At 68.2% G+C, this 15,013-nt stretch carries 15 protein-coding genes and 1 pseudogene; 7 read left to right on the top strand and 9 right to left on the bottom strand.

Features of this window, described 5'->3' with window-relative positions:
• Positions 1–4: 4 nt before the first annotated feature.
• Positions 5–364: a transposase gene (locus tag ABZV91_RS30240; RefSeq protein WP_355249078.1), complete on the bottom strand. Its 360-nt coding sequence runs from the start codon at positions 362–364 to the stop codon at positions 5–7.
• On the opposite strand from ABZV91_RS30240, the pseudogene ABZV91_RS30235 reads away from it, so the two are divergent.
• Positions 330–611, top strand: a pseudogene (locus ABZV91_RS30235) (hypothetical protein); the annotation flags it as partial. The gene ABZV91_RS30240 and the pseudogene ABZV91_RS30235 sit on opposite strands and share 35 nt — an antisense overlap.
• Positions 612–633: 22 nt before the next feature.
• The gene (locus tag ABZV91_RS30230) at positions 634–915 is read left to right on the top strand and encodes a transposase (protein WP_355249075.1); all 282 of its coding nucleotides are present in this window, start codon (positions 634–636) and stop codon (positions 913–915) included.
• Between the two features lie 282 nt (positions 916–1,197).
• Here the strand turns inward: ABZV91_RS30230 and ABZV91_RS30225 are convergent, their stop codons facing one another.
• Entirely contained in the window at positions 1,198–1,683 is a 486-nt protein-coding gene (locus ABZV91_RS30225) for a nuclear transport factor 2 family protein (protein ID WP_355249072.1), read from the bottom strand.
• A gap of 178 nt (positions 1,684–1,861) precedes the next feature.
• On the opposite strand from ABZV91_RS30225, the gene ABZV91_RS30220 reads away from it, so the two are divergent.
• The 3 genes from ABZV91_RS30220 (at position 1,862) to ABZV91_RS30210 (ending at position 5,360) form a co-directional block, all read left to right on the top strand.
• The gene (locus ABZV91_RS30220; protein WP_355249081.1) at positions 1,862–3,517 is read left to right on the top strand and encodes an AMP-binding protein; all 1,656 of its coding nucleotides are present in this window, start codon (positions 1,862–1,864) and stop codon (positions 3,515–3,517) included.
• Positions 3,518–3,578: 61 nt separating this feature from the next.
• On the top strand, positions 3,579–4,454 hold the full coding sequence (locus ABZV91_RS30215; RefSeq protein WP_355249069.1) for an LLM class F420-dependent oxidoreductase: 876 nt from the start codon (positions 3,579–3,581) through the stop codon (positions 4,452–4,454).
• Positions 4,455–4,562: 108 nt separating this feature from the next.
• Entirely contained in the window at positions 4,563–5,360 is a 798-nt protein-coding gene (locus ABZV91_RS30210; RefSeq protein ID WP_355249066.1) for an inositol monophosphatase family protein, read from the top strand.
• A gap of 54 nt (positions 5,361–5,414) precedes the next feature.
• Here the strand turns inward: ABZV91_RS30210 and ABZV91_RS30205 are convergent, their stop codons facing one another.
• Positions 5,415–6,143, bottom strand: coding sequence for a cache domain-containing protein (locus tag ABZV91_RS30205; RefSeq protein WP_355249063.1), 729 nt, complete (start codon positions 6,141–6,143; stop codon positions 5,415–5,417).
• Entirely contained in the window at positions 6,140–6,892 is a 753-nt protein-coding gene (locus tag ABZV91_RS30200; RefSeq protein WP_355249060.1) for a GntR family transcriptional regulator, read from the bottom strand. Before ABZV91_RS30200 ends, ABZV91_RS30205 begins: the two co-directional genes overlap by 4 nt.
• Before the next feature lie 216 nt (positions 6,893–7,108).
• Between ABZV91_RS30200 and ABZV91_RS30195 the strand changes: the two genes are divergently transcribed.
• On the top strand, positions 7,109–7,498 hold the full coding sequence (locus tag ABZV91_RS30195; RefSeq protein WP_355249057.1) for a hypothetical protein: 390 nt from the start codon (positions 7,109–7,111) through the stop codon (positions 7,496–7,498).
• Positions 7,499–7,547: 49 nt separating this feature from the next.
• Here ABZV91_RS30195 and ABZV91_RS30190 read toward each other — a convergent pair whose 3' ends face one another.
• Entirely contained in the window at positions 7,548–9,329 is a 1,782-nt protein-coding gene (locus ABZV91_RS30190; protein ID WP_355249054.1) for a thiamine pyrophosphate-requiring protein, read from the bottom strand.
• Between the two features lie 407 nt (positions 9,330–9,736).
• On the opposite strand from ABZV91_RS30190, the gene ABZV91_RS30185 reads away from it, so the two are divergent.
• On the top strand, positions 9,737–10,441 hold the full coding sequence (locus ABZV91_RS30185) for a hypothetical protein (RefSeq protein ID WP_355249052.1): 705 nt from the start codon (positions 9,737–9,739) through the stop codon (positions 10,439–10,441).
• 295 nt (positions 10,442–10,736) lie between these two features.
• Here ABZV91_RS30185 and ABZV91_RS30180 read toward each other — a convergent pair whose 3' ends face one another.
• From ABZV91_RS30180 to ctaD, 4 genes are all read right to left on the bottom strand, one after another.
• Positions 10,737–11,231 (bottom strand): SRPBCC domain-containing protein, encoded by a 495-nt coding sequence (locus ABZV91_RS30180; RefSeq protein ID WP_355249049.1) that lies wholly within the window; start codon positions 11,229–11,231, stop codon positions 10,737–10,739.
• A gap of 117 nt (positions 11,232–11,348) precedes the next feature.
• On the bottom strand, positions 11,349–12,566 hold the full coding sequence (locus ABZV91_RS30175) for a sigma-70 family RNA polymerase sigma factor (protein ID WP_355249046.1): 1,218 nt from the start codon (positions 12,564–12,566) through the stop codon (positions 11,349–11,351).
• A complete protein-coding gene (locus ABZV91_RS30170) occupies positions 12,563–12,898 on the bottom strand; it encodes a YciI family protein (protein ID WP_355249043.1) in 336 nt (111 codons plus the stop codon). Before ABZV91_RS30170 ends, ABZV91_RS30175 begins: the two co-directional genes overlap by 4 nt.
• Before the next feature lie 96 nt (positions 12,899–12,994).
• On the bottom strand, positions 12,995–14,764 hold the full coding sequence (gene ctaD / locus ABZV91_RS30165) for a cytochrome c oxidase subunit I (protein ID WP_355249041.1): 1,770 nt from the start codon (positions 14,762–14,764) through the stop codon (positions 12,995–12,997).
• Positions 14,765–15,013: the final 249 nt, after the last annotated feature.

The raw sequence follows: 15,013 nt of genomic DNA, 5'->3' as shown, positions 1-15,013 counted from the left end.
TGCCTCAAGCGATACCTCGCCCGCGAAGTGTTCCAAGCTCTGCGCGCCGACCTCCGCCCACCACCACCGGCGACTTGACATCTATAGGAGCGTCCTTCGCGATCTCCCTCAACGCATCCTTCTCCAGCTCGGCATCAGCCAGCAGCCGCTTCAACCGGGCGTTCTGCTCCCGCAGCTCCTTGAGCTCCTTCGCGGCGTCGGTGTCCATACCACCGAACTGGCGGCGCCAGTTATAGAGCGGCGCCGCCGACACCCCGAGTTCGGCCGCGATCAGCTCACCGGTCTTGCCCTCCGCGGCCAACTCATCGGCGCGGCGCAGCTTACGCACGATGTCCTCCGCGGAATGCCGCTTCCGGCCGGCCATATCTCTCACCGTCCCTTCCAGCCCTCCACGGGCCAACAGGACTCTAATACCAGCCGGTCTCATTCACTGGGGACGGGCCGCGACCGTCGACGGCAAGGCGGTGAAGATCGCGTCGATGATCGATGAGCATACTCGCGAGTCGCTGCTGCACCTGGTGGAACGCTCGATCACTGCCGAGCGGCTCGTGACCGAGCTGGAGAAGGTTTTCGCCGGGCGCGGGGGCCCGCCGATCGTGTTGTGCACGGACAACGGGGCCGAGATGATCTCCCATGCACTGCAACAGTTCTGTGCCGATTGTGGGTATCAGCTACATTCCGCCGGGCACGCCGTGGAACAACGGTTATATCGAATCGTTCGACCGGCGGCTGCGGGCAGAATGCCTCAACCGCAACCACTGGACGAGCCTGCTCGAAGCCCGTGCCGTGATCGGCGACTTCAAGGACGAACGCAACCAACGGCATCGTCACTCCGCGCTGGGCTACCTGACGCCGGTCGAGTACGCAACCCGCTGCGGCCACACCCACCACCCTGTGGCCAGCGACATCAACTGAACCCGGATCGAACACAACCCGGCTCTACTACCGGGCGGACTCGAAATCGTGGACTCGTCAATATCTTGTGCTTCCCAGCGGGTCCTGAAACACCCATTAACTGCCACAACAGGTCGACTGCGCAACCCGCTTCCGGGCCGACATTTCCCGTCCAAAACGTGGGGCGGGCCAAGTTGCGCCGCCCTGGGCGGCTAATCTAGCGCCCGGTGGTCCTGTCCCGGCCCCGGAGCCGCCTCGCCCCGCGATCACCGGGTCGCGCCGTCGCCCGGTGGGCGAGATCGGTCACGGCGCGCGTCGGGCGTGCTCACTGAGGTCGCCGGTGTGGTCGATGCAGAACAGTCGCCGGGTGAACCGCCAGCCCCCGGCCCTGTCGGCGAACTCGTCGAAGTAGCGGCCGGTGAGGATGGGTTGCAGCGGTAGCTCGCCGGCTGCTTGCACTACGGTCACGTACGACAGCGCGGTCGCCTCGGTGTTGCTGTCCGCGATCGCGATCCGGATGTTCGTGGTGAGGTGCTTGGTCCGCGGGGACGGCGGATCGCCGTGCATCTTGATGAATCGCCGGTTGGCCGCCAGTACGGCCCGCGCGTCCGCGACGACGGGTTCGCCGATCGGAACGCCCGCGCCGTCGCACCGGCCGTACACCGCGTCCGCGAACAGCTCCGCCACCTCGTCGAGCGCTCCCCGGTCGATCAGATGCGAGTAGGCGGAGATCAGGTCTCTGATCGCCTCGATCGCGGCCAGCCGGGTGATCGTGTGCTCGAGGTCCATGCGGAGAAGATCTCACGGATCACCGCGAGCGCGCGGCATCCTTCCACTGGCCGAGACCGTACCGACGCACCGGGCGCCGAGATGGTTAGCGTCGGGGGATGCCGGCGAACGGTTACCGGGCCGGGCGGCAGACGGTACGAGGACAGGAGCCGAGTTGGAACGCGCGACCATAGCGGAGATGCTGCTCGATCGGCTCGGCGACGCGCACCCGGGTGTGCGCACCCGGGAACAGGACTGGACCTGGGACGAGACGGTGCGCGAGAGCGCGGCCCGGGGCGCATTGGCCACCTCGCTGCGCGTCGACGGTCCGTTCCATATCGGCGTGTTGCTCGAGAACACTCCCGAGTTCCTGTTCTGGCTCGGCGGCGCGGCACTGGCCGGGGCGGTGATCGTCGGCATCAACCCGACCCGGCGTGGCGCCGAACTCGAGGCCGAGATCCGCTATGTCGACTGCCAATTGATCGTCACCGATGCCGCGGGCATGGCGCGGATCGGTGACCTCGACCTGGGGCTCGACGAGGGCCGTTTTCTCCTCGTCGACGCACCCTCCTATCGCGACCGGGTGGCCGCGCACCGGGTCGAGCAGCCCGTCGCGGGCCCGGCGGTGGACGAATCGGCGCTGTTCCTGCTGTTGTTCACCTCCGGGACCACCGGTACGTCGAAGGCGGTGCGCTGCAGCCAGGGCCGGTTGGCACGACTCGCGTACGCGAATATCGAGAAATACGGCCACGTGCGCGCCGACGTCGACTACTGCTGTATGCCGCTGTTCCACGGCAACGCGCTGATGGCGCTGTGGGCGCCCGCCCTGGCCAACGGAGCGACCGTCTGCCTGACACCGAAATTCTCCGCCTCGGGATTCCTGCCGGATGTGCGGTTTTTCGGCGCCACGTTCTTCACCTATGTGGGCAAGGCGTTGAGTTACCTGATGGCCACTCCGGAGCGGCCCGACGATATCGACAACACCCTCGTCCGCGGGTTCGGCACCGAGGCTTCGCCGGAGGACCGGGTGGAGTTCGCGCGCCGATTCGGGGCCGAACTGATGGAGGGTTACGGATCGTCGGAGGGCGCGGGGTCGGTGAAGGCCGACCCGGACACACCCGCGGGCGCGCTGGGCCGCCCGGCCCACGACGACATCGTCGTGGTGCACCCGGAGACCCGGCGGGAATGCGCCCGGGCGGAACTCGACCGGCACGGCCGGGTGCTCAACCCGGACCAGGCCATCGGCGAGATGGTCGACAAAGGCGGCGCGAAACGTTTCGAGGGCTACTACAAGAACGAGGCCGCGGTGGCCGAACGTATCCGGCACGGCTGGTACTGGACCGGTGATCTCGGCTATGTCGACGAAGCCGGCTTCCTCTACTTCGCCGGCCGGCGGGGCGATTGGATCCGGGTGGACGGGGAGAACATCTCGGCGCTGCTGATCGAGCGGATTCTGCGGCGGCATCCGAAGATCATCGCGACCGGTGTGTACGCGGTGCCCGACCCGCGTTCCGGCGATCAGGTGATGGCCGCGATCGAGGTCGCCGACGTCTCCGGCTTCGATCCGGACGAGTTCGCGGCGTTCCTGGCCGGTCAGGACGATCTCGGCACCAAGGCGGCACCCCGGTTCGTCCGGGTGTCGGCGAGGTTGCCGGTCACCGGGTCGAACAAGGTGCTCAAAAGGGAATTACAGGCGCAGGTGTGGCGGGGGGACGAACCGGTGTTCCACCGGGTGGGCCGCGGGATGCCGAAGTACGTACCGCTGACCGAAGCGGACGCGCGGGCGCTCGAACGCGAATTCCACACCCACGGCCGCGCGAGATTCCTACCGGAGCCGGGAGAGAACCGTCCATGACGCGGTTCCCGGGAGACCCGCGGCGCGTCGCGCGCGCCGGTGTACACGAAGGAGACAGGGTATGAAGCTCGGGGTGGTGATCCCGGTCGAACTGGGGTCGAGTGGCGAACCGGAGCAGATCCTGCGCTTCGCCCGGGCCGCCGAATCCCTCGGGTTCGACGAGATCTCGGCCGTGGAGCATTCGGTGGTCGTCGCGGATACCGGCAGTGTGTATCCCTACTCGCCGACCGGGAGATCACCGCTGCCCGACGACTGCGATATCCCGGACCCGCTGGAACTGCTGTCGTTCGTCGCCGGCGCGACCACGACACTCGGCCTGTCCACCGGTGTCCTGGTGCTGCCCAACCACAATCCGGTGGTGCTGGCCAAACGGCTGGCGACACTCGACCGGCTCTCCGGTGGGCGGCTGCGTGTCTGCCTCGGTCTCGGATGGATGCGGGAGGAGGTCGAGGCGTGCGGTGGACGGTTCGATCGTCGCGGCAGGATCGCCGACGAGGCCATCGCGGTGATGCGCGCGCTGTGGGCCGGACGTGACGGTGTGGACTTCGCCGGCGAGTACTTCTCGTTCACCGGTGCGCACAGCTGGCCCAAACCGCTGCGCGAAGCCGGTGTTCCGCTCTACATCGGGGGTCACAGTGCCGCGGCCGCGCGGCGCGCCGGCAGATTGGGCGACGGGTTCCAGCCGTTGGGATCGGCCGGTGAAGAACTGGATACGGCGATCGGCGCGATGCGTACCGCGGCTGCCCGGGCCGGGCGGGACCCAGCGGAGATCTCGTTGGTGCTCGGCGCCACGGTGCGGCGCGTAGACGAGGCGGAGCTCGACCGGGCCCGCGGACTGGGCGCCGATCGGATCCTGCTGTCGGCGTCGCGCCGGGCCACGACCATGGACCTGGTGATCGAGGAGATGGCCGAGTGTTCGAAGCGGCTCGGTCGCTGAACTTCGCGAGGTCGGGGCGCATCGGAGGTAGCCCTCCGGCCGGGGTGCGCCGGCCGTGGCGGGCGAGGCCCGGTGGCACTGTCCGGGTACTGCGGATAGCTTCGTTCCATGCAGGACCACCTCGACGACCTCCGCTTCGCCCATGTGCTCGTGGACACCGCCGACGCGGCGAGTACGGCCCGCTCCAAGGACCTGGACCTCGATATCGAGACCAAGCCGGACATGTCCCGGTGCCGCGATACCCAGGTCGAGGTGGAGAAGCTCGTTCGTGGTCAGCTCCAGCGTGCGCGCCCGCGCGACGCGGTCCTCGGTGCGGGGCAGGGCCTGGACGGAACGGGGCCCCGGTGCTGGGTGGTCGATGCCATCGACGGCCTCGAGAACTACGCGCGCGGTGTCCCGGTGTGGGCCACCCAGATCTCCCTGCTGGAGGTCTCCGGAGGCGAATATCGGCCCGTCGTCGGCGTCGTCTCCGCGCCGGCGCTCGGCCGCCGCTGGTGGGCCGTGCGGGGCCACGGCGCCTTCAGCGGTCGTAGTCTTTCCTCGGCGTCGCGCCTGCGTGTGTCGCGGGTGTCGAAGCTGCCGGACGCGTCCTTCGCCTACTCCACCCTCACCGGCTGGGAGGAGCAGGGCCGGCTCAACGGCCTGCTGCGCCTGTCCCGCGCGGTCTGGCGCACGCGCGCCTACGGCGACTTCTGGTCCTACATGATGGTCGCCGAGGGCGCGGTCGACGTCTGTGCCGACCCTGCGCTCTCGCCGGGGGATATGGCCGCCGGCGCCGTCATAGTCACCGAGGCAGGAGGGATCTTCACCGGTCTCGACGGTAACCCGAGCCCCCTCGGCGGCAGCGCGGCCGCGTCGAACGGCGTGCTGCACGAGGAGCTGCTGGAATATCTGAACGAGTGGTGACGGCTACCCGCGAGGCGCCGGTCACCGCCGTGGTACCGGACGGTGGGCGGCTCACTACGGTGTGGTGTCCTCCAGTCGGCACAGCGACCAGGGCAGCGTAGGGATCGGCACCCCGCTGCCGATCCGGCCGGCGCTGCGGGTCTTGGATCCCGGGGGAAGCCCGGGATCGGTGGCGAGGATGACGCGGCCCTCGTCGTTGACGAGCACCAGGGCGGCAACCGAGGCCCGGAAACGGGGGAGCAGGATCTCCTGCATCGCGCCGACCGGCACATCGGCGCCGGCGATGCCGAGGAACTGTCCCGGCGCGGTGGTGACCGGAACCGCGAATGTGCACACATATTGGTCGGTACACGCGAAATCGATATAGGGCCCGTGCACCCAGCGGCGCCGCTCGTCCCGCGGGATCACATACCAGTCCATCTGGGTGTAGTCGTAGAAGTATTCGCTCTGCGGGTTCAGCTCGGGGTCGAGCCGGTGGGGTTCGGGTCCCGGATGCATCTGCCACCACTCCAGAAACCGGGGCCGATCGGCGAGCGCTCGGTCGGCGATGACCACGCCGGCCCCGTCGAACAGGTCGCCGACCCGCTCCAGCTCACCGACGATGGGTTCGCGCAGCGGCGCCAGATCGGTCGAGCGGGGAGCCGATCGGCGCTCGCCGGCGGCATCCCAGACGCGGGTCAGCGTGGTCCCGATCGTCGTCAGCGACGAATAGATCTGCTCGGCCAGCTCGGCCACCACGGATGCGAGCGATTCGACGGTCGGCGGTCTGGGATTGTCCGTCATCGATCACTGAGCTCCATACGTAGGGCGACGAGCCGACGGATGCGGGATTCACTATGCGATTCTGCCAGCTCCCGGGCCTCGGCATCATCCTCACGTTCGATGGCGCGTACCAGATCGGCGTGGACGGAGGCCTCGGCGGCCGGATCCAGCTCCAGTCGCGGCAGCCACACCAGCGCGGAGAGTTCGGCCTGGAGGTCTACCTGGGCCCGGGTCAGTCGGGTGGACTGCGCGCACACGGCCATCTCGATGTGGAAGCGACTGTCGGCCCGCCGGGCCGCGACCGGTTCGGTGCTGGTGCGCAACCGGTCGGTCAGGGTGTGGAGCCGGGCCACATCGGCCCGCCCGCCGCGGCGGGCGGCGAACACCGCGGCCGCACCGGCGATCGCGAACTGCGCGTCGCCGAGGTCGCGCAATTCCGCCAGACTCATCTGCTGCAACCGTGCCGACGCGGTGTGCTCCAGGGCCTCCGCGGACGCGCAGATGAAACTCCCGCCCCCGCGTCCCCGCTTGGTCCGGACGATCCCCTGCTGCCGGAGCACGGCCAGGGCCTCTCGCAGCGTCATTGTCGATACACCCAGCTGCTCGGCGAGGGTCAATTCGCTCGGCAACTGCTGGCCGTCCACCATCACTCCGAGGCTGATCGCCGCGGAGAGCCGCTGGACCACGGCCTCGGTCTTCGGACCACTGCCCTCCAGTGGCGACAGAACAGCGCTCAGCGCGGTCAGGCCCGCGCGTTCCTGCTGAGACAACGCGACTCCTCCGGTGCGCGGTATGTGCATCGATTCTAGGACCACGAACTTGAAATATGAACTATGGAGTCAAGGAAGTCCCACTGCCGGTCCTTTGACATAGATCTACGCTCCGGGGCGCCTGGGCCATTGAACTATGGGTTCATAGGTATTAGATTAGTCGACAGCGCCGCCTCGGGCGCCACCACCGTCAGGGACGATCGGGAGAAGGAACGAATGCACGAATACGCGACTCGCTGTGTCGAGGACCCGCACAGGCAGCATCGTCGCGGTCCGGAATCACCCCTCGGCCCCGCGCTGACCGCCGAGCAGATCGGATTTTCCGACGGTGCGTCGCCGCGGGACTGTCTGTGCAGAACCGAAGTCGACGGGCTCCGCGCCACCTGGCGCATGCTGCGCGATCACGCCATCGCCATTGTCGTCGTCGAGAAACTCTCCGATGCCTCCCCGGTGGTCCGCTTCCCCTCCGGCGGCTATCCGGACCTCGTGAAAGCGCGCGAACTCCATCCGGAACTGGCCGGGCTCTGGGACGCGATCCGGCACGAGTTCTGGGGACGGCTCATGTCGCCCCTGTCACCGAGCCCAGGGGCTCACGCCTGGGCCTGACGGCAGTGCGGTCGGGAGAAGAGTGGTCGGCACCGGCGCGTTCCGCCGGTCAGGGCCGGAACTCCTGCGCCTTGGTCTTGGCGCCCTGCACCATCAGACGCCAGGCGTCCGGGTCGCCCCGCAGGACCGCGGCAGCCATATCCTTCATCTGCTCGTAGCTGGCATGCGGGGGAATCGGCGGTACCTCGGGGTCGCAGCGGACGTCGAGTAGCACCGGGCCGTCCGCGGCGAGGGCGTAATCCCAGGCGCCACCGAGGGCGTCCGGCTTCTCGACCGCGATCGCCTCGATGCCCATCGCCCGCGCCATCTCGGCATAGGAGACATCGGGAAGGCTCTGCGATTCCTCGAACTTCGGTGCGCCTCCCATGGCGCGCAGCTCCCAGGTGACCTGATTGAGATCGTTGTTGTGGAAGACGCAGACGATCAGCCGGCGGTCCTGCCACAGATGCTGATACCGCGCGATGGTCATGAGCTCGGCCAGCCCGTTCATCTGCATGGCGCCGTCGCCGACCAGGGCGATCGCGGGGCGATCGGGATGGGCGAACTTCGCGCCGATGGCATACGGGACGCCGGGGCCCATAGTGGCGAGGGTGCCCGACAGCGATCCGCGCATCTGATCGCGGAAGCGCAGGCAGCGGGCGTACCAGTTGGTGGAGGACCCGGAATCCGCGGTCACGATGGCGTTGCCGGGAATCCGCTCGGACAGTTCCCACACCACCCGCATGGGATTGATCGGGTGCGCGTCGAGCATGCTCTGCCGCTCCACGGTGGTCCACCAGCGGGCCACATTGCGCTCGACCTCCTCGCGCCAGGAGCGGTCCTCTGTGCGGTGCAGCAGCGGGATCAGATGGCGCAGGGTGGTCCGCGCGTCACCGACCAGATTGACCTCGGTGGGGTAACGCATACCGATCATCGCGCCGTCGAGGTCGATCTGTACCGCTCGCGCCTGGTCGAGCTCGGGCAGGAACTGGGTGTAGGGGAAATTCGAACCGACGATCAGCAGGGTGTCGCAGTCACGCATGAGTTCGTAGCTGGGCCGGGTACCCAGGAGTCCGATCGATCCCGTGACGAACGGCAGGTCGTCGGGTAGGACGTCTTTGCCGAGGAGGGCCTTGGCGACGCCGGCGCCGGTGAGGTCGGCGACCTCGAGCACTTCCGCCGCGGCGGCGCGGGCGCCCTGCCCGACCAGGATGGCGACCTTCGACCCGGCGTTGAGTACGTCGGCGGCGTGCCGAATCTCGTCCTCGGCCGGATCCGCACTCGTCACCAGCGACGCGGGTGGGCTGGACGGTACCTGTTTGAACTCGTGCTGTGGCGGTTCGTAGGGCTCCTCCTGGAGGTCCGCCGGGATGATGACCGCGGTGGGGGAGCGGCGGGCGATCGCGGTGCGGAACGCCCGGTCGAGCGCGTTCGGCAGCTGGCTGGAGACATTCACCTCGACCAGGTAGTCCGCGGCGACGTCCTTGTAGAGCGATTGCAGGTCGACCTCCTGCTGATAGCTGCCGCCCATCGCGCTTCGTGCGGTCTGGCCCACCACCGCCACGACCGGAACATGATCGAGTTTGGCGTCGTAGAGCCCGTTGAGCAGGTGGATCGCACCGGGCCCCGAGGTCGCGGTACACACGCCCACCTTGCCGCTGAACTTGGCGTAACCGGTCGCCTGGAAGGCCGCCATCTCCTCGTGCCGGGCCTGGACGAACTGTGGTGAGTTGTCGGCTCGGCCGAACGCGGCCACCAGTCCGTTGATACCGTCGCCGGGATAACCGAAGACCTGCTCGACCCCCCATTCGCGGAGGCGCCGCAGGACATAGTCGGAGACTTGCTGGACCATGGCTTCTCCTCTGACTCGCGGAGCGGATGTCGGCCGTCGTGCTACCCGCTGTGGTCGAAGCCAATCCTGCGCACCGGCGATGATCCACGGCTACGGTGCCTGCCCGGAATCACCCCGCGACCCGTTTCCTCGGCCACCGGCCGGCGTGGCGAGGGCGCGCCGCGGGTGTGAAGGCTCGGTCGTGCGCCGGGAGTGCCCGGCCGCGGGGCATGGGCCTCTTGCTGCGGAAACGGTGGTTGTGTGCGGTCCGCTGGTCGTCGCGGACCCCGCCCGGGCGGGCGTCGGCGGTGTGCGGTGCGTGCCCCCGCCGCCCCGGGATTCGTTGCGCGAGGGAGGATCCCGTTCCTGTGTCGGCGGGGAGCCCGTACGCTGGTCCGGCAAGCATGGGTCAGTGTGGGAGGAACGCGTTGGGTCGCAGAGAGTCGCGGGAAGAACGAGATGTTTCGCCGGAGAACCGCGAAGCCGTCCGCAACAACATCAGGGAGGAACTCGGCATCCCGCGCACTCTCGAGGGCGCCGCACCGGACGAGGTCGCGGCGTGGTTGTCCCGGGTGGAGAACATGATGGAGACCGTCCCCCGGCAGAATCGGCAACCGTTCGACATCACCGACAGCAACGGCGTGACCGACGTGGTCGGCGAGGGCTATATGCTGCGCCGGCTCGCCGATATCCGTAAGGAACTCCAGGCCGGGCTGCGCAACAGCACGGCGCGACGTGAACTCGACCAGATCCAGCAGGTGGCCGAATCCGCGATCCACGATCCGGTGGCGCGGCAGATGGTCGCGGCTCAGATCCAGCGGGCACAGGACGTGGTGGCGAAGTCCTCGGTGACCGAGGACGCGCGGGACGCTGCATTGGAGACCGAATTGCAGAATGTGGTCCGAGACCTGAACGAGCGCCGCGCGCGGATGCGGTGGTCGCTGTTGCAGCGTGAGCCCATCGCCGTACTCATCGGCGCGGTGCTGCTGGTCGGGTTCAGTCTCGTGATGGTGGTCGCGATGTTCACCGATACACAGGTCCCGGAGATCGTGATGAACATGATCCTGCTGATCCTCGGTTTCTTCTTCGGGCAGTCGGCCGCGAGCGGGCGGGGCGGTCGCGGAGACAGCTGACCCGAGCCGGGCCGCACCCATTCGTCGCTCCGAGCGACGACCCGGATGCGGCGTATGCCGGAACCGGGCGTTCGACCGGAATACCGCGACTGGCCGCACCCCGGCGATGTGCCCGGACGGCGGGGGCGCCTGCGTCTCGGGCCGCGGACTCGCGGGCCCGTCCATCCCGCGGTGCGTGCGGATCGGACGGGCGCGCGCTACGACGACGGTGCCGGGGACGAGCGGAACACACGGACACCGTGCACTGGACCCGATGGCCGGCCGACAATGTGACCCGGTTGCGGCGCGTGGCGTTTCAGCAGTGGTATTTCGGGATCGGATCGCCGGTACCGGTGGTGATCAGCCGCGGCAGGCTTTCGGTGATGTAGAAGGTCCAGCCGCGCGAGCAGGCCTCGAAGCACTCGGAATCCGCGGCGGTCAGACCCTCGTGCGCGAAGTGCAGTGTCGTGCCCGCCGCGGTCGCGGTGATGTCGAAGACGGCCCGGGTACCTGTCCACTCGGTCCGGTCGTCGACGAAGGTGAGGTCGGCATCGACGACCTGCCAGACCACCCGGGTGCCCGGCACCACCTCGGTGAGCCGGAACCGGGCGAAGCGGATGCCCGGCTTCCCCTGGGCCGTTTCGCCCGCGTACTTGCTGTCGTCGGTGAAGACGAACTCGTCGTGCGCGGCGGCGGTCGCGCCGATGATGTTCTCGCTCCACCATCCCCGTACATCGGTGACGGCCGCGAAAACCTCCTGTGGGGTCCGGTCCACGGACATGGTGGCGGTCAGGTACTCGGTGTTCGACATGGTTCTTACCTCTCTCCATCGGGTGGTTTCGTCCCACCGACGAAGCAGGGACCGCGAGATCGACAACAGCGCGGAAAAAAGAACGAAGAATTTCGCCGGGGAGGCCCGGAGCATCGGTCAGAGGGCGCGGAGGCGCCCGGTCAAGTAGCGGCGCTCGGCGTCCGTCGGCGCCAGCTCGAGCGCTGTCTCGTAAGCCACGGCAGCCTCCGCTGCCCGGCCGTCCCGGCGCAGCAGATCGGCTCGGGTGGCGGGCAGCAGGTAGTAGCCCTCCAGGCGGCCCGACTCGGTGAGCTCGTCGACGAGCGCGAGACCGGCCGGGATGCCGTCGGCCAGGGCGACCGCCACCGCATAGTTGAGGTCGACCACGGGTGAGGGCGCCAGCCGCGCGAGTTCACGGTAGAGCGCTGCGATCTGAGGCCAGTCCGTGGCTGCCGAGTCGGGGGCGGTGGCATGGCAGGCCGCGATCGCGGCCTGCACCTGGTACGGCCCGGGACGTCGTGCGGCCAGCGCCTCGTCGAGTATCCCGACGCCCTCGGCGATCATCGCGTGATCCCACCGGGAGCGGTCCTGATCCTCCAGGGCTACGAGTACACCGTCCGCGGTCCGGTACGGGCGCCGGGCCTCGAGCAACAGCATCAGCGCCAGCAGGCCCCGGGCCTCGGGCTCGGCGGGCAGCGACCGGACCAGTATCCGGGCGAGGTGGATGCCCTCGGCCGTCAGCCCGCGCTGTCCGTCCGCATCGCCGTAGCCCTCGTTGAAGACCAGGTACAGCACCGCCGAGACCGCGGCCAACCGTGCCGACAGGAGCTCCGCCGGGGGGACCCGGTACGGGATACCAGCCTCGACGATCTTGCGTTTGGCGCGCACCAGGCGTTGCGCCATCGTGGACTCGGCGGTCAGGAAGGCCTTGGCGATCTCGGCGGTGCTCAAACCCGCCAGCGTGCGTAAGGTGAGCGCGACCCGGGCCGGGAACGGCAACGCCGGATGGCAACACGTGAAGATCAGCCGCAGCCGCTCGTCGGGAATCCCCTCCGTCGCCGGTTCGCCGGGATCCCGGGCCAGCAGCGCGAGCTCCCGCATCTTCGCCTTCGCGGCCGTGTCGCGGCGCAACCGGTCGGTCGCGCGATTGCGCGCCGTCGTGGTGAGCCAGGCGCCCGGCCGGTCGGGCACACCGTCGCGGGCCCAGGTGGACAATGCCGCGGCGAACGCCTCCTGCGCGCAGTCCTCGGCCAGATCCCAGTCCCCGGTGGCCCCGATGAGGGTCGCCACCACCTGACCCCACTCGTCGCGATAGGCCCGGTCCACCGCGGCGCCCACCGCGGGTGGCGCGGTCATTCCCATACGGGGCGCACTTCGATCGAGCCGTGCCGGGCATAGGGATGACGTGCCGCGAGTTCGATGGCCTCGTCCAGGTCCGCACATTCGATGATATCGATACCGCCGATGACATCCTTGGTCTCCGCGAACGGGCCGTCGGACACCAGGGTTTCCCCATCCCGCACCCGGACCGTCGTCGCGTCCGCCACCGGACGCAACCGCGCACCACCCCGGCGGGCCCCCCGTCGATCCACTTCCGCCGCATACGCCCGATGCGCCGGATCCGCCGCGATCTCCGCCGGACTCGGCGACGACGTCTCGTCGTCACAGATCAGCAAGACGTATTTCATGGCCCCAATATGCACGACCACCTGCGCCCGCGCCACCAGACGACAACGCCCGTGTACCCCGCCGCGCCCACACCCCGGGTGTCCCGGGAGCCGGTGTCAGCGGTTGGATCCCGCGGAGGCAGCGCCACCGGTGGTGGGCCCGGGGGGTTGGGACAATTCCGCGCCGGCGCCGTGGCTGCTGCGGCCGATATGGGACTCTCTGCGAATGCGCTCCGACATATGCGGGTAGTGCAGTTCGAAGGCGGGGCGCTCGCTGCGGATCGGAGGCAGTTCGTAGAAGTTGTGCCGCGGCGGCGGGCAGGTGGTGGCCCATTCCAGGGAGTTGCCGTAGCCCCACGGGTCGTCCACCGTGACCACTTCGCCGTAGCGGTAGCTCTTGAAGACGTTCCACACGAAAGTGATCATCGAGACGCCGAGCACGAACGAGCCGATGGTGGACACGGTGTGCAGGGCGGTGAAGCCGTCGTCGGCCTGGTAATCGGCGTAGCGGCGGGGCATTCCCTCGGCGCCCAGCCAGTGCTGCACCAGGAAGGTGGTGTGGAAGCCGAGGAACGTGGTCCAGAAGTGCAGTCGCCCGAGGCGTTCGTCCATGAGCCGGCCGGTCATCTTCGGGAACCAGAAGTAGATGCCGGCGAACGTGGCGAACACGATCGTGCCGAAGAGCACGTAGTGGAAGTGGGCCACCACGAAATAGGAGTCGTGCACGTGCCAGTCCAGGGGCGGGCTGGCCAGGATGACACCGGACAGACCACCGAACAGGAAGGTGACGAGGAACCCCACCGAGAACAACATCGGCGTCTCGAAGGTGAGTTGTCCCTTCCACATGGTGCCGATCCAGTTGAAGAACTTCACGCCGGTCGGCACGGCGATGAGGAAGGTCATGAACGAGAAGAACGGCAGCAGTACCGCGCCGGTGGCGTACATGTGGTGGGCCCAGACCGCCATGGACAGGCCGCCGATGCCGATGGTCGCGAAGACCAGCGCGGTGTAGCCGAAGATGGGTTTGCGGCTGAACACCGGAAAGATCTCGGAGACGATGCCGAAGAACGGCAGCGCGATGATGTAGACCTCGGGATGGCCGAAGAACCAGAACAGGTGCTGCCACAGCAGGACACCGCCGACGCCGGGCTCGTAGATATGACCGCCGAGATGCCGGTCGTAGGCCAACGCCATGAGCGCCGCGGTGAGGATCGGGAACGCCAAGAGCACCAGGATGCTGGTCACCACGATATTCCAGGTGAAGATTGGCATCCGGAACATCGTCATACCGGGGGCACGGAGGCACACCACCGTGGTGAGCATATTGACCGCACCGAGGATCGTGCCCAGTCCGGACACCGCCAGGCCCATGATCCACAGGTCGCCACCGACGCCCGGCGCGTGCATGATGTCGCTGAGCGGCACGTAGGCCGTCCAGCCGAAATCCGCCGCGCCGCCCGGGGTGACGAAGCCGGCCGTCGCCATGGTCGCGCCGAACAGGTACAACCAGTAGCTCAGGGCATTGAGGCGAGGGAACGCCACATCCGGCGCGCCGATCTGCAGCGGCAGGACCGCGTTGGCGAAGCCGAACACCACCGGGGTGGCATAGAACAGCAGCATGATCGTGCCGTGCAGGGTGAACAGCTGGTTGTACTGCTCCGGCGACAGGAACTGCAGACCCGGCCGGGCCAGTTCCCCGCGGAGCAGCAGTGCCATCAATCCGCCGATCAGGAAGAACGCCGTCGCCGAGGCCAGGTACATGATGCCCAGCAGTTTCGGGTCGGTCGTGGTCACCAGCTTCCGGATGGCCGAACCCTTGGGACCGACCCGGGCCGGGAACGGACGGATGGCGGTGAGCTCTGCGGGTCGAGACGGTGTCATTGCCATACGCTCTCCTTCATCCGAGCCACCGCTTGTGTTCGCACCACTGGTGTCCGCGCCGTTACCCACGTCGTGTCCGGCTAAACCCTGCCCCAAGGGCCCGCAAAAGTGGGGCAGCGACACCCGCCACTCGGGGAGGACGGAAAGACGGGTGTGTGTGTAAGTGGGCGTCCGGGAACTCGGTCATGCTCGGGCGAGTCGGCGTGACATGGTCATGATGGTGGCGATATAGACCATGGCCTCGTGGTGGTCGGG

Origin of the sequence: Nocardia sp. NPDC004568 (assembly GCF_040609955.1) — a bacterium.
GTDB lineage: Bacteria > Actinomycetota > Actinomycetes > Mycobacteriales > Mycobacteriaceae > Nocardia.
This window is presented reverse-complemented; position numbering and strand designations above follow the sequence as displayed.

Coding starts and splice junctions, on each gene's coding strand:
- ABZV91_RS30210 (WP_355249066.1), top strand. CDS start 4,563: ATGCAGGACCACCTCGACGACCTCCGCTTCGCCCATGTGCTCGTGGAC.
- ABZV91_RS30170 (WP_355249043.1), bottom strand. CDS start 12,898: ATGAAATACGTCTTGCTGATCTGTGACGACGAGACGTCGTCGCCGAGT.
- ABZV91_RS30190 (WP_355249054.1), bottom strand. CDS start 9,329: ATGGTCCAGCAAGTCTCCGACTATGTCCTGCGGCGCCTCCGCGAATGG.
- ABZV91_RS30175 (WP_355249046.1), bottom strand. CDS start 12,566: ATGACCGCGCCACCCGCGGTGGGCGCCGCGGTGGACCGGGCCTATCGC.
- ABZV91_RS30220 (WP_355249081.1), top strand. CDS start 1,862: ATGCTGCTCGATCGGCTCGGCGACGCGCACCCGGGTGTGCGCACCCGG.
- ABZV91_RS30230 (WP_355249075.1), top strand. CDS start 634: ATGCACTGCAACAGTTCTGTGCCGATTGTGGGTATCAGCTACATTCCG.
- ABZV91_RS30240 (WP_355249078.1), bottom strand. CDS start 364: ATGGCCGGCCGGAAGCGGCATTCCGCGGAGGACATCGTGCGTAAGCTG.
- ABZV91_RS30225 (WP_355249072.1), bottom strand. CDS start 1,683: ATGGACCTCGAGCACACGATCACCCGGCTGGCCGCGATCGAGGCGATC.
- ctaD (WP_355249041.1), bottom strand. CDS start 14,764: ATGGCAATGACACCGTCTCGACCCGCAGAGCTCACCGCCATCCGTCCG.
- ABZV91_RS30215 (WP_355249069.1), top strand. CDS start 3,579: ATGAAGCTCGGGGTGGTGATCCCGGTCGAACTGGGGTCGAGTGGCGAA.
- ABZV91_RS30180 (WP_355249049.1), bottom strand. CDS start 11,231: ATGTCGAACACCGAGTACCTGACCGCCACCATGTCCGTGGACCGGACC.
- ABZV91_RS30205 (WP_355249063.1), bottom strand. CDS start 6,143: ATGACGGACAATCCCAGACCGCCGACCGTCGAATCGCTCGCATCCGTG.
- ABZV91_RS30195 (WP_355249057.1), top strand. CDS start 7,109: ATGCACGAATACGCGACTCGCTGTGTCGAGGACCCGCACAGGCAGCAT.